Annotated in this window: 12 protein-coding genes; 9 read left to right on the top strand and 3 right to left on the bottom strand. The window is 50.6% G+C overall.

Annotated elements, in window-relative coordinates; translation table 11 throughout:
* Nucleotides 1-3: 3 nt before the first annotated feature.
* On the top strand, nucleotides 4-1,239 hold the full coding sequence (locus ACH5Y9_RS12980) for a diguanylate cyclase domain-containing protein (protein WP_445366362.1): 1,236 nt from the start codon (nucleotides 4-6) through the stop codon (nucleotides 1,237-1,239).
* 47 nt (nucleotides 1,240-1,286) lie between these two features.
* Here ACH5Y9_RS12980 and ppdK read toward each other — a convergent pair whose 3' ends face one another.
* Entirely contained in the window at nucleotides 1,287-4,025 is a 2,739-nt protein-coding gene (gene ppdK, locus ACH5Y9_RS12975; protein ID WP_445366361.1) for a pyruvate, phosphate dikinase, read from the bottom strand.
* Nucleotides 4,026-4,168: 143 nt separating this feature from the next.
* Here ppdK and ACH5Y9_RS12970 point away from each other — a divergent pair, with 143 nt between their 5' ends.
* Nucleotides 4,169-5,350 carry an NAD(P)/FAD-dependent oxidoreductase gene (locus ACH5Y9_RS12970; RefSeq protein WP_445366360.1) on the top strand — a complete coding sequence of 394 codons (1,182 nt, stop codon included), beginning with the start codon at nucleotides 4,169-4,171 and terminating at the stop codon, nucleotides 5,348-5,350.
* Nucleotides 5,351-5,996: 646 nt separating this feature from the next.
* On the opposite strand, the gene ACH5Y9_RS12965 is transcribed toward ACH5Y9_RS12970, so the two are convergent.
* On the bottom strand, nucleotides 5,997-7,037 hold the full coding sequence (locus ACH5Y9_RS12965) for an IS481 family transposase (protein WP_445366359.1): 1,041 nt from the start codon (nucleotides 7,035-7,037) through the stop codon (nucleotides 5,997-5,999).
* An 85-nt stretch (nucleotides 7,038-7,122) separates the two neighbouring features.
* Nucleotides 7,123-7,509: a flavodoxin domain-containing protein gene (locus ACH5Y9_RS12960; protein ID WP_445366358.1), complete on the bottom strand. Its 387-nt coding sequence runs from the start codon at nucleotides 7,507-7,509 to the stop codon at nucleotides 7,123-7,125.
* Between the two features lie 428 nt (nucleotides 7,510-7,937).
* Here ACH5Y9_RS12960 and ACH5Y9_RS12955 point away from each other — a divergent pair, with 428 nt between their 5' ends.
* From ACH5Y9_RS12955 to ACH5Y9_RS12925, 7 genes are read left to right on the top strand one after another with little or no spacing between them, the layout of a single operon-like run.
* Nucleotides 7,938-9,245, top strand: a complete 1,308-nt coding sequence (locus tag ACH5Y9_RS12955; RefSeq protein WP_033157413.1) for a citrate synthase — start codon at nucleotides 7,938-7,940, stop codon at nucleotides 9,243-9,245.
* Nucleotides 9,246-9,262: 17 nt separating this feature from the next.
* A complete protein-coding gene (locus ACH5Y9_RS12950; protein ID WP_445366357.1) occupies nucleotides 9,263-9,439 on the top strand; it encodes a DUF1674 domain-containing protein in 177 nt (58 codons plus the stop codon).
* A gap of 39 nt (nucleotides 9,440-9,478) precedes the next feature.
* Nucleotides 9,479-9,850, top strand: a complete 372-nt coding sequence (gene sdhC, locus ACH5Y9_RS12945; protein ID WP_445366356.1) for a succinate dehydrogenase, cytochrome b556 subunit — start codon at nucleotides 9,479-9,481, stop codon at nucleotides 9,848-9,850.
* A 13-nt stretch (nucleotides 9,851-9,863) separates the two neighbouring features.
* Nucleotides 9,864-10,244 carry a succinate dehydrogenase, hydrophobic membrane anchor protein gene (gene sdhD / locus ACH5Y9_RS12940; RefSeq protein ID WP_171694755.1) on the top strand — a complete coding sequence of 127 codons (381 nt, stop codon included), beginning with the start codon at nucleotides 9,864-9,866 and terminating at the stop codon, nucleotides 10,242-10,244.
* A gap of 3 nt (nucleotides 10,245-10,247) precedes the next feature.
* Nucleotides 10,248-12,032 carry a succinate dehydrogenase flavoprotein subunit gene (gene sdhA, locus ACH5Y9_RS12935; protein ID WP_445366355.1) on the top strand — a complete coding sequence of 595 codons (1,785 nt, stop codon included), beginning with the start codon at nucleotides 10,248-10,250 and terminating at the stop codon, nucleotides 12,030-12,032.
* The gene (locus ACH5Y9_RS12930; protein ID WP_240348263.1) at nucleotides 12,032-12,814 is read left to right on the top strand and encodes a succinate dehydrogenase iron-sulfur subunit; all 783 of its coding nucleotides are present in this window, start codon (nucleotides 12,032-12,034) and stop codon (nucleotides 12,812-12,814) included. The genes sdhA and ACH5Y9_RS12930 overlap by 1 nt, the downstream gene beginning before the upstream one ends.
* Nucleotides 12,811-13,053, top strand: a complete 243-nt coding sequence (locus ACH5Y9_RS12925) for an FAD assembly factor SdhE (protein ID WP_445366354.1) — start codon at nucleotides 12,811-12,813, stop codon at nucleotides 13,051-13,053. The genes ACH5Y9_RS12930 and ACH5Y9_RS12925 overlap by 4 nt, the downstream gene beginning before the upstream one ends.
* Nucleotides 13,054-13,083: the final 30 nt, after the last annotated feature.

Here is a 13,083-nt window from a genome sequence, read left to right as displayed (position 1 = left end):
TAAATGAGAAGGATTACATTCCTGGTTTATGCAGTGCTATGGATTTTGTTGATTAGCCTGAACCTTTACCAGCAAGTCACGGATACCAAACAGTACGCGCAAAAAATTGCCACGCGCCAAGCCGAGATGTTTTTCGATCATATCGTCTTGATCAGAAAATGGAATGCGTTGCACGGCGGCGTTTACGTGCCTATCACCGAGAGTACTCAGCCCAATCCTTACCTGGAAGTTCCTCATCGCGATGTAGAGACCACCGATGGCAAGCACCTGACTTTAATTAATCCAGCTTATATGACTCGGCAGCTCTCGGAAATGGGTGACGAATCGGATATTGCCTTTCATATTACCGGTTTTAATCCGATTCGCCCGGAAAATCGGCCGGACCAATGGGAAGCAGAGGCATTGTTGGCGTTCCAGCAAGGTCAAAAAAGTGTGAGCAGTATCGGCACTATCAACGGGCAATCTTTTTATCGTTACATGGCGCCGCTGCATGTCGATCAAAGTTGTCTGGTTTGCCATCAGCGGCAAGGCTATAAAGAGGGCGAAATTCGCGGCGGTATTAGTGTCAGTATTCCCAGTGCCAGTATCGATGCTTTTGTGAGCGAGCGTCTGGAGCATTTGACAATCACCCATGCAATTGTGGCAGTTATCGGTTTGATCGTATTGCTGTTGTCTTATTTGGCGCAAGCCAGACTAAGCCAGCGCCTGGATAAAGCCAAAAGCCGTATGCAACTGGCGTATCTGGATTCGTTGACCTTGCTACCCAATCGCCGTTACTACGATGCCTTTGTAAAAAGGGAATGGAAGCGCGCCTTGCGGCATAAATATCCTATCTCGATGATCATGATAGACATCGATTTCTTCAAGCTATACAACGACAATCTCGGACATATCGAGGGCGATCATTGTTTGCGGCAAGTGGCTAAAACCTTGAAGCGTTTCTTTAGAAGGCCGGGCGATTTGATTGCACGTTACGGTGGCGAAGAGTTTTGCGTGGTCGCGGCTTGTGATGCCGAACAAATCATGGTGTTGGCCGAAATTCTGCGTAAAGCCGTGGAGAATATGCGTCTGCCGCATCCGGCTTCCAAAATTTCCGAATTTGTGACTATCAGTCTTGGTGTTGCCAGTATCGTTCCGAGTGACGACCTATCTTTCGAAAGCCTGCTGCACGCGGCGGATCAGGCGCTATACGATGCCAAGGCCACCGGTAGAAACCGGGTTGGCAAACGCCGGGTTTGAAACGATGGCAAGGGCCGGTGTTTGACCGGCCCTTGCCATGTGTCTAGTTACGAATGTTTTTCCAATAGTTTGGCATGAGCCGCTGCCAAGCGAGCCACGGGAATGCGCGGCGCGGAACACGATACATAGTTCAAGCCTAAGTCGTGAACGAATTTAATCGAACGCGGATGGCCGCCGTGTTCGCCGCAAATGCCTATTTTCAAATCCGGGCGCTGCTGACGACCCAGTTCCACGGCCATTTTCATCAGTTTGCCCAAGCCCTCAATATCCAGTGTTTCGAAGGGGTTGTCTTCCAGCAGGCCTGATTCTTCGTACAGCGGTAAGAATTTGTTCTCGGCATCCTCGCGGGAGAATGAAAAAGTGGCTTGGGTTAAATCGTTGGTGCCGAATGAAAAGAAAGCAGCTGTCGCGGCCAGACGGTCGGCACGGGTACATGCCCGCACCGTTTCAATCATTGTGCCGAACTTGAAGTTGAGCTTGAGCTTGTATTGCGCTTCCACTTCGGCTTGAATCTCGTCGACATAGGTTTTCACGGTTTTCAATTCCTGTGCGGTGATCACCTGCGGCACCATGATTTCCGGTTCGACCGGAATCCGTTGTTTCACACACAATGCCGCCGCTTCCAGAATTGAGCGGATCTGCATTTTGTAGATTTCCGGATAGCTCATGCCCAGCCTGACGCCGCGATGACCCAGCATTGGGTTGACTTCGTACAGCTCCAGCACTTTATCCAGCATCATCTGTTTTTTACTGATCGCTTCCAAAATCACGTCTTCGTTCAGCATATTGAACGGTGCCGGCATTTCCGCCGGGTGCGCCAGCGTATCCAGCGTGACACGTTGGCCTTTGACGATGGTCAGGTAGTGTTTCAGCGCATCCAGCTCATCAATCAATTGGTGCTCATTGGGCAAAAACTCGTGCATGGGTGGATCCAGCAAACGCACGGTAACCGGGTGCGGCGACATGGCTTCGAACAACTGTTGGAAGTCATCGCGTTGAATCGGGAACAGTTTGGCTAAAGCCGCCTCGCGTTCTTCGGTGTTGTGCGCCAGAATCATATCTACCACTAAGGGTAAACGGTCGGCGGCGTTAAACATGCGTTCGGTACGGCACAAACCGACACCTTTGGCGCCGTAGCTGACCGCCAGTCTCGCGGTTTCCGGCGTGTCGACATTGGCATGCACACGCAAGCGGGCTATGCTGTCGGCCCAGCCCAGCAAGGTTTTTAATTCCTCAGAGAATGAGGGCGGAATGGTTGGGATCCGGCCCAAATAGATATTACCGTTGCTGCCGTCTATGGTAATCAGGTCGCCTTCCTTGATATGGATGTCGCCGACGATAGCCAAGCGGGCGCGGACATCGACTTTGATGTCTTCAGCACCAGCCACGCAGGCTTTACCCATGCCGCGCGCCACCACCGCAGCGTGCGAGGTTTTGCCGCCGCGGCTGGTCAAGATGCCTTGTGCAGCGAAAAAGCCGTGGATGTCTTCCGGTTTGGTTTCTTCGCGTAGCAAAATCAAATCTTGGCCGGTTTTACCCAAGCGAACTGCCGTGTCGGCGTCGAATACGCAATGGCCGCAAGCCGCGCCTGGCGAAGCCGGCAGGCCTTGGGCAATGGCTTTGACTTCGTGATTGGGGGCCAATTGCGGATGCAGCAATTGTTCCAGCATGTCGGGATTGATCCGCAGCAGCGCTTGTTCTTTGCTTATCAGGCCTTCCGCCACCATATCGATGGAGGTTTTCACCATCGCGGTCGCGTTCATTTTGCCGTTTCGGGTTTGCAAACAATACAGAATGCCGCGCTCTATGGTGTACTCGTAATCCTGCACCTCGTGATAATGCGCTTCCAGTTTATTGCGCAGCTCCACCAGTTGCCGATATTGCTCAGGCATTTCCTTGGCCATTTCGTGAACCGGTTTGGGGGTACGAATGCCGGCGACCACGTCTTCGCCTTGCGCATTGACCAGGTATTCGCCGTACATCTCGTTGACGCCGGTGCCAGGGTTGCGGGTGAAACCGACGCCGGTGGCGCAGTCGTCGCCCATATTGCCGAATACCATGGTGACGATATTCACGGCGGTGCCGTTGGCAATGTCCGGGGTGATGTGAAACTCGCGGCGGTAATCGACGGCACGTTTTCCCAGCCAGGAATTAAATACCGCACGAATGGCAATCTCCAATTGTTGGTAAACGTCTTCCGGAAACGGCCGACCGGTTTCCTCATGCACCACGGTCAGGAACAGTTCGCTAATTTCCTGGAGTTGGTCGGCAGTCAACGCCACATCGGCTTTGATGCCGGCCGCACGCTTAACGTTGTTGAAATGGACGTCGAATTTTTCGTCGTCGATACCCAGCGCTACCTTGCCGAATAATTGGATGAAGCGGCGATAGGCATCGTAAGCAAAGCGCGGGTCGTCGGTCATTTCGATCAAGCCGGCCAGGGTTTGCTTGTTCAAGCCCAAGTTCAGAATGGTGTCCATCATGCCCGGCATCGAGATGGCCGAGCCGGAACGTACCGAAACCAGTAGCGGGTCGTTGGCGCCGCCAAACGATTTACCGCTCAGTTGCTCGATTTCGGCGATTTGCTGACGAACTTCATCCATCAGATCGGCGGGTAACTGTTTGTTTTCCAGGTAAGTCAGACAGGTTTGGGTGGTGATGACAAAGCCCGGCGGTACGTTAAAGCCCATTTGCGTCATTTCGCAAAGGTTTGCGCCTTTGCCGCCCAGTAATGCCTTGTTTTTGCCGTCGCCCGTATTGAATGAATAGCTGTATTTTGGAGTCATTATGGCCTTGTCGAAGTGTTGAAGTTAAATGATGGCTGCGGGAAACGCCTTGAGTAGCTTGTCGGCGTCTCGTGATGCCGGGTATTGCGGTTAGAATACCCCACTTTTTACCTATTTTTTTGAGTCATTACAAGTTACGCGCCATGGATAAATTTGATGTCATTATCGTCGGAGCCGGCGCGTCCGGCTTAATGTGCGCTATCGAAGCCGCCAAGCGCGGCCGGCGGGTGAAGATAGTGGAACATGCCAACAGGCCGGGCAAAAAGATTCTGATGTCCGGTGGTGGCCGTTGCAATTTTACTAACTACAGCATAGCCCCGGAAAATTACATTTCCAATAACCCGCATTTTTGCAAGTCGGCGCTTAGCCGCTTCACGCAATGGGATTTTTTGAGCTTTATACAGCGCCACCAAATACCGTTTCACGAACGTCTGCACGGGCAATTGTTTTGCGACAATAGCGCCAAGGATATTCTGGATGCGCTGTTAAAAGAATGCGGGCAAGCTGGCGCGACGCTGGCGTTAAATTGTCGGGTGGAGCGATTGGAGAAACGCGACGACGGCGATTTTTTACTGAACACCAGTAGCGGTGTGATGTCTGCATCAGCCTTGGTCATTGCCAGCGGCGGCTTATCGATACCGAAAATGGGCGCCACGCCGTTTGGTTATAAAATCGCGGAACAATTCGGCATCAAAGTTTGGCCGACCCGAGCCGGTTTGGTGCCGTTAACGCTGCAACCAGGCGATTCAGAGCGCTTTACTCCGCTGACCGGTATCGCCGTGCCTTGCCGGATAAGCAATCAACAGCAGTCGTTTAAAGAAAATATTTTGTTCACCCATCGCGGTTTAAGCGGGCCGGCCATCCTGCAAATCTCCTCGTATTGGCATCCCGGCGAAGCGCTGCATGTAGACTTATTGCCGGATATGGATCTGGCGGAGACATTGAAAGAAAAGCGGCGGCAAGGCAGCAAATTAAAAATCCAAAATTTACTGGCCGACTACTTACCCAAACGCTTGTTACAAGCCTTATTGGACGAGCGGCAGTTGGATATAGCCGTTGCTAATTGCGCCGACAAAGACCTGAACGCGATCGCGGAAAATCTGCACCACTGGACGATCAAGCCGAATGCTACCGAAGGCTATCGTACCGCCGAGGTAACCGTGGGGGGAGTGGATTGCGATGCGATTTCCTCGAAAACCCTGCAGAGCTTGCAAGTGCCGGGGTTGTATTTTGTTGGGGAAGTGTTGGATGTCACCGGGTGGCTGGGCGGATATAACTTTCAGTGGGCTTGGGCTTCGGGGTGGTGTGCGGGGCAGTATGTTTGAGGTCTGGTTTTAGTTTTTATTCCCTTGGTCCTTATCATGTCGTCGCTCCCGCGCAGGCGGGAGCCCAGTTGCCCACTGGATTCCCGTTTTCGCGGTAATTACAACCATTGGGAATTTAGGGTCGGGCTAATGAGAAGTGTCGCTGTTGCGACGGATTGTTTTGCAAGTCGGTTCTCGGACCGACAGCCGAGATACTTTCTTTTGCGTCGCCAAAAGAAAGTATCCAAAGAAAAGGCGACCCGGTTGCCGCTTGTTTCCTGCGCGCCGAAGGATTTGGCGAGGGTTTTCGGAAGGTGCTTCCCATCCCCTCCGAAAACGAGCGGCATCCTTGCCGCTTCCCTGCGGGCAAATCTCGCCAAATCATCCGGTGCTCGGCGCGGCCATAACGGGAAAAAACCCCGTTGTGAATTCCAAAACACATCTAGTATTTGCGAAGATTGTTCGGCGGTGTGCGGATGTCGTTAGACAATCCGCCAAATTTGATGGCTATCATTCGGCGTAACGCCTATCGGCTTCCTCATAACGCGGATTGTGCTGTAATACCTAGGAGTAAAAATGGACACTGTCCGAGTAAATATAGCTTATCGTCCTTGTATTAGCTCAGACCTGATCTGACAGTTACCGTTTTTGCGGGGTGTCTGTCAGATTAGATTTGGTTCAGATTTTTTTGAGCCCAAATCTGTTTTCCATCCAGCAAGGTATCCATCGGCGTTCTGCCGTTGCACATTTTGCCCTGATGAGTTCGGTCATTGTTGTAATAAACCAGCCATTCGTCCAGATCTTTTTGGAGTTGATCCAGGTCGCTATAGAGCTTTTTGCGGAACGTGACCTGATAGAACTCCTGCAAGATGGTCTTATGGAAGCGTTCGCAAATCCCATTGGTTTGCGGTGACATGGCCTTGGTTTTGGTATGGTCGATGTCGTTGATCGCCAGGTATAGCTGATAATCATGCTGTTCGACCTTGCCACAATATTCTGTGCCGCGATCCGTCAGAATGCGTAGAACGGGTAATGCGTTGGCTTCGTAGAACGGCAATACTTTGTCATTCAGGATATCCGCTGCGGTAATGGGCGTTTTGGTTGTATACAACTTGCAGTGTGCGACTTTGCTATAAGTGTCCACGTAAGTCTGCTGGTATATCCGCCCAACCCCTTTGAGGTTGCCGACGTAAAAAGTATCCTGCGAACCCAGGTAACCGGGATGGGCTGTTTCGATTTCGCCGCAGGCTTGATCATCCTGCTGCTTTTTCTCCAACGCCGCAATCTGCGCATCGCTCAGCATTAACCCTTCGGCGGCTACCTTGGCTTCCAGTGCTTTAAGCCTCTTTTTAAAGTTCTCCAGGTCATGCCGTAACCAGATGGAGCGAACGCCGCTGCCGGATACGAATACCCCTTGTTTACGCAGTTCATTACTGGTTCGATGCTGTCCATGCGCTGGCCACTCAACCGCATAGGCTTTCACTGCCAGCTCAATGCTTTCATCGACGCGATTCTTCAGATTCGGAGACCGGCGGTTTTTGTCGATTAAGGCATCGATACCACCTTCAGCTACCAGCTCTTGATAACGATAAAACGTATCGCGCGAGACACCCATCACCTTGCAGGCTCTGGAGACGTTATTCAGTTCTTGGGCTAAATTTAACAGCCCCGCTTTGTGTTTAATGATCGGATTGTTTGTATGGATCATGAGAGTTACCTTTTGTGTTTTGTGTAAGGATTCGACACCCCTATCAAAACCGGTAACTCTCATCTTTTCAAGTCGATGTGTCAGATCAAGTCGTGACTAATACAGCACCATAAGACCGAACGTGGTGATACAAATGAATTAATGAGCTGGCAAAGCGCGCGTAGTATTTTTGTTGGTTACCCAAACCAAACAAGGCAACCCGCTTTCCGGATAAATCCGCCTCATCCAGGCGGAATAAAAACTCTTCCCAGTTGCCTTCTTCGCTGCCGGTGGTTCTGCCGGGTATTTCGCCGACGCCGTAACTGGGCATTCCCAAAATCAAGGCTTTGTAACCAAGCAGTTCCGTTACTGTTGCTTGATTAACATTCACCGGTTCGCTGGCAATTTCGTCGCCCAAAACTCGGTACATGACCTGCGCCATCATCGCTGTCATACCTTTCTCGGTGCCGTAGAAAATTCCAATCTTGTTCATTGTTAAATCTCCATCGAATTGTCTACAAGCAGCAAAGCAAAATTTAAACCATCAGTAATCTTGGGTTCTGAGTTCTCGCTAAGTCGGTAACTTCAACGCTTTGCGGTAGACTGCCCAGTGGAAAGGGGCGAAACAGTGACTAACGTATTTGGTTATCTTTGTAACAATGAAACAGACACTCTGTCCGTTGCTTACAAAATCTGACAGAAATGTTGCCGTGTTTGGCTGATGCATAACGCTTTTTCTGAATTAGACGGTTTTTTATCAACCAGCCGAACAATGGCTTGAACCTTTCTGGGCATAGGCGGTAATCATTAATGGCTTAATCTTGAGATGATTCATGGTACAAGCGGTTGGCCTAATCACATTCGCTGTGTGATAATCGAATTCAACTGCTAAGCTTCTGCTAACAGAAAACTGAGGAAACCATGTCAAACGATACTTTACTGGTCAGGCATAACGCCACCGGAAAAGAAGTTGAATATCCGTTGTTGAAGGGGTCTTTGGGTGCAGATACTGTCGATATTCGCTCTTTAAACAAAGATCTTGGGTGTTTTACTTACGATCCGGGCTTTATTGCCACGGCTGCTTGCAAAAGCAAAATTACATACATTGATGGTGATAACGGGATTTTGTTGTATCGCGGTTATCCCATCGAGCAATTAGCGGAAAACTGCGAATTTACTGAAGTTGCCTATTTGCTGATGAATGGCGAACTGCCCAATGCGGAGCAGTTGCGTGATTTTAATGAGGAAGTCAGCGATAGGGCCATCATCCATGAAGCTTTGCGCAAATTTTTTGATGGTTTCCATTACGATGCCCATCCTATGGCGATGTTGGTGGGGGTGGTGGGGTCCTTGTCGGCGTTTTATCACAGTGATTTGAACATTAAAGATCCTGCCAGTCGCATGATCTGCGCGACCCGGCTAATAGGCAAGATGCCCACCATTGCCGCAGCGTCATACCGGCATTCCATCGGTCGACCTTTTGTTTACCCCCGTATGGATCTGAGTTATTGCGAGAACTTCCTGAATATGATGTTCTCTCGTTCCTCGCAAAACTATATCGATCAAGAACATTACATCGATCCCAATCTGGTCCAAGCGCTGAATCTGTTGTTTATTCTGCATGCCGACCACGAGCAAAATGCCAGTACCTCGACGGTGCGCATGGCGGGCAGTACCGGCGCCAATCCTTATGCCTGCGTGGCAGCGGGCATAGCGGCGTTGTGGGGACCGGCTCACGGCGGCGCCAACGAAGCGGTTTTGAATATGTTGGCGCAAATCGGTAGCGTCGAAAACGTCCCCAAATATATCGCCAAAGCCAAGGATCACGACGACCCGTTCCGTTTAATGGGCTTTGGGCACCGGGTTTATAAAAACTTCGATCCGCGCGCTACCATCATCCGCAAAACCTGCTACGAGGTATTGAGCAGAACCAACACCAACGATCCGCTGTTTGAACTGGCCTTGGCCTTGGAAGAATATGCGTTGAAAGACGAGTATTTCATCGAGAAAAAACTCTACCCCAATGTCGATTTCTATTCCGGCATTATCTATAAAGCCCTGCACATCCCCGTCGAAATGTTCACCGTGATGTTTGCGATAGCCCGCACTGCCGGCTGGATTTCACATTGGCTGGAGATGATGGAAGAGCCGGCGACGCCTATCAGCAGGCCGAGACAGTTATACGTCGGGCCGCCGCGCCGTGACTATACCGCTGTCAATAATCGCTAAATATGCAGAAAATCGACATGAAGTCAGCACAAATCAATACGCAAGAACCGCCTGAGAACGCCAAGACAGAATCCGAGAAGACGCCGTCTGTGGAGCAAGATCCTGCCATTCCGACAGAAATTAATGGCCCGAAAGGGCCGGAGCCTACTCGTTTTGGCGATTGGGAACGCAAAGGTCGTTGCGTCGATTTTTAAATAACAAACTATTTTTCAACTTTAAATACAGGGTAAATCATGTCAGCAAACAGACCACTTTCGCCCCATCTGCAAGTCTATCGATTGCCCTTAACCGGCCTGGTTTCAATCACCCATCGCATGACCGGGGTGTTCCTTTCCATGGGCCTGGTGCTGTTTGTCTATGTGCTGTTTGCCATCGCCGCTGGCGAAGGTGCTTACGGTGCCATGCAGGCATTTATGTCGTACTGGGTGTTTAAATTGGTCTATTGGGGCTTTATTTATGCGCTATTTTTTCATTTGGTGCACGGTATTCGCCATCTGATTTGGGATTTTTGCAAAACCTTCGAACGCATGACACTGGACAAATATGCAGTTTACGAGCTGATTGCTTCGGCGTCGTTGACATTGATTACGTTTGTGGTTTCTTAAAGGAGGGCTGGTTATGGATTACAAAGCAACATTGGAAAAAGCCGCTGATTTTTTTTCGGTACATAGCGGCTCGGGCCATTTTTGGTATCAGCGCGTCACCGCTGTGGCCTTGGTGCCATTGTCTATTTGGTTGATTGTGCTACTAAACAAGGCTCTAAATGCGCCGTATGCGGACACCGTGGATTGGTTGTCTTCACCATTTAACACCCTGGCGATTATCGCCTGGACCGTGGCAGTGGTTTATCACGCCGCGTTGGGTGTGCAGGTGGTGATCGAAGATTATGTGTCGACTATTCCGGTAAGAAACTTGGCAATACGTGCCACCAATCTGATTTTTTTAGTTTTGGGTGTCGCGGCATTGCTCGCGATTATCATCATCTTTTTCGCAAGGTAACTCATGGCCTCAGCATATAACATCATCGAACACCAACATGACGTTGTGGTGGTTGGCGCCGGCGGGGCCGGTTTGCGGGCTACTTTTGGTATGGTGGAAAAAGGTCTGAAAACCGCCTGTATCAGTAAAGTGTTTCCTACCCGCAGTCACACCGTCGCAGCACAGGGTGGTATCAGCGCCGCGCTCGGCAACATGGGTGAGGATGACTGGCGTTTTCACATGTATGACACCGTAAAAGGTTCGGATTGGCTGGGCGATCAAGATGCGATCGAGTACATGTGCCGGGAAGCGATTCCGGCCATCATCGAGTTGGAACATTACGGCGTGCCGTTTTCCAGAACCGCAGAAGGTAAAATTTACCAGAGGGCTTTTGGTGGTATGTCTACGCATTACGGTAAAGGCCAAGCGCAAAGAACCTGCGCAGCAGCCGACGTAACCGGTCATGCCATTTTGCATACCCTGTACCAACAGGCTTTAAAACACAAAGCTGAATTCTTCGTCGAGTACATCGCGCTGGATTTGATCATGGAAGAGGGCGAGTGCCGCGGCGTCCTGGCCTGGTGCCTGGATGACGGCTCGATTCACCTGTTTCGCGGCCATCAAACGGTAATGGCAACCGGTGGCTACGGTCGTACCTTTCTATCGTGCACCTCGGCGCACACGGTTACCGGCGACGGCAATGGCATGATCTTGAGAGCGGGTTTGCCTTTACAAGATATGGAGTTCGTGCAATTCCATCCAACAGGTATTTATGGTTCCGGTTGCTTGATGACTGAAGGCGCGCGCGGTGAGGGGGGGTATTTGACCAACTCAGAAGGCGAGCACTTCATGGCTCGTTACGCCCCGCATGCCAAAGACTTGGCGTCTCGCGACGTAGTGAGTCGGGCAATTACGGTTGAGATTAACGAAGGACGCGGCATCGGTCCAAAGAAAGACCACGTACATTTGCATTTGGAGCATCTCGACCCGGCCATCATCCATGAGCGGTTGCCCGGCATCACCGAAACCGCCCGAATTTTTGCCGGTGTCGATGCGACGAAACAACCGATTCCGGTTTTACCTACCGTGCATTACAACATGGGCGGTATTCCGACCAATTACAAGGCCGAAGTGGTCACACTGAAAGACGGTAATCCTGATTATGTGGTTCCTGGCTTGATGGCGATTGGTGAAACCGCCTGTGTTTCGGTGCATGGCGCCAATCGTTTGGGTTCTAACTCTTTGTTGGATTTGGTGGTATTTGGGCGGGCGGTTGCGATTCGTTGCACAGAGCTGATCAAGCCGGGCATGCCGCATAAGCAGTTGGCAAAAGACGCCACGGATCAAGCATTATCGCGTTTCGATAAAATCCGCCATGCCAACGGTAGCCGTAAAACGGCGGAAATCCGCATGGATATGCAAACCACTATGCAGTCTAAGGCGGCGGTATTCAGAACTGAGGACACGCTAAACGAAGGTATCAAGGCTATAGGTGAGATTGCTGCATCGTTTGATGATGTAAAAGTGGGTGATAAATCACTGATTTGGAATACCGATCTGGTGGAAACCCTGGAGCTTGATAATTTGCTCGGCCAGGCTCAGGTTACTATTACTGCCGCCGGTAATCGTCAAGAAAGTCGCGGCGGCCATGCGCGTGAGGACTTCCCGAAACGCGATGACAAGAATTGGATGAAGCACACTCTGACCTGGCGGGAAGGCAACAAAGTCAAAATCGACTACCGCCCCGTCCACCTGTATACGCTTACCGACGAAGTCGAAGTCGTTGCGCCTAAAGAGAGGGTTTACTAATGGTTGAATTTACACTGCCCAAAAACTCGGTGATTAAGAAGGGTAAAACCTATAAAGCCGAGGGCGCTACTAACGTCCGCCATTTTGAAGTTTATCGCTGGGATCCGGATTCTGGGGAAAATCCGCGCATCGACACCTATGAGATCGATATGGACCAATGCGGACCGATGGTGCTGGATGCGATTCTCAAAATTAAAAATGAAATCGACAGTAGTCTGACTTTTCGCCGCTCCTGTCGCGAAGGCGTCTGCGGTTCATGCGCGATGAACATCAACGGCAAAAACACGCTGGCATGCACCAAAGCGATTAGCGACTACAAAGGTACCGTGAAAATATTCCCGTTGCCGCATATGTCCGTGGTCAAGGATTTGGTCGCGGATATGACGCATTTCTTCGAACAATATACGTCGATAAAACCCTGGTTAACTGCTGAATCAGAAGCGCCTGCCGAAACCGAACGCCTGCAAAGTAGGGAAGATCGTGCCAAACTCGACGGTCTCTACGAATGCGTGCTTTGTGCATGTTGTTCAACCAGTTGCCCAAGTTATTGGTGGAATAGCGATAAATATCTCGGCCCGGCAATCCTGTTGCAAGCCTATCGTTGGTTAGCCGATAGCCGCGATGAAAACGATAAAGAACGTTTGGACGAACTCGATGAGTCGTTTAAATTGTATCGCTGCCACACCATTATGAACTGCACGGATACTTGTCCGAAAGGACTTAACCCCGCCAAGGCAATTGCCGAAATCAAGAAGCTCTTGGTGGAACGCGACCATCTGTGAACGAAAACATCAATAAGCTGCGCTGGCGTTGCCGGCGCGGTACCCTTGAGCTGGATTTGATGCTGCTCAGGTACTTAGAACATCGTTACCTCTTCGCCGACACTAAGGAACAGCAGACGTTTTTGCAAATGTTGGAACTTGAAGATACTGAACTGATGCGATACTTGATGGGTGAACAATTGCCGAGCGAAGAGAATATGAAAAGCTTGGTCTTGGTAATCAGAACTATGCCGGTTTAAGTTTTGCTAAAATCTGGCTGCAAAAGCGAT

The sequence above is a fragment of the Methylomonas sp. BW4-1 genome (assembly GCF_052474385.1).
Note: the sequence above shows the minus strand (reverse complement) of the source record. Positions and strands in the feature narration are given on the sequence as shown.

What these genes read in the sequence shown, in the direction of transcription:
- ACH5Y9_RS12980 (WP_445366362.1), top strand. Translation starts at nt 4, where the DNA reads ATGAGAAGGATTACATTCCTGGTTTATGCAGTGCTATGGATTTTGTTG.
- ppdK (WP_445366361.1), bottom strand. Translation starts at nt 4,025, where the DNA reads ATGACTCCAAAATACAGCTATTCATTCAATACGGGCGACGGCAAAAAC.
- ACH5Y9_RS12970 (WP_445366360.1), top strand. Translation starts at nt 4,169, where the DNA reads ATGGATAAATTTGATGTCATTATCGTCGGAGCCGGCGCGTCCGGCTTA.
- ACH5Y9_RS12965 (WP_445366359.1), bottom strand. Translation starts at nt 7,037, where the DNA reads ATGATCCATACAAACAATCCGATCATTAAACACAAAGCGGGGCTGTTA.
- ACH5Y9_RS12960 (WP_445366358.1), bottom strand. Translation starts at nt 7,509, where the DNA reads ATGAACAAGATTGGAATTTTCTACGGCACCGAGAAAGGTATGACAGCG.
- ACH5Y9_RS12955 (WP_033157413.1), top strand. Translation starts at nt 7,938, where the DNA reads ATGTCAAACGATACTTTACTGGTCAGGCATAACGCCACCGGAAAAGAA.
- ACH5Y9_RS12950 (WP_445366357.1), top strand. Translation starts at nt 9,263, where the DNA reads ATGAAGTCAGCACAAATCAATACGCAAGAACCGCCTGAGAACGCCAAG.
- sdhC (WP_445366356.1), top strand. Translation starts at nt 9,479, where the DNA reads ATGTCAGCAAACAGACCACTTTCGCCCCATCTGCAAGTCTATCGATTG.
- sdhD (WP_171694755.1), top strand. Translation starts at nt 9,864, where the DNA reads ATGGATTACAAAGCAACATTGGAAAAAGCCGCTGATTTTTTTTCGGTA.
- sdhA (WP_445366355.1), top strand. Translation starts at nt 10,248, where the DNA reads ATGGCCTCAGCATATAACATCATCGAACACCAACATGACGTTGTGGTG.
- ACH5Y9_RS12930 (WP_240348263.1), top strand. Translation starts at nt 12,032, where the DNA reads ATGGTTGAATTTACACTGCCCAAAAACTCGGTGATTAAGAAGGGTAAA.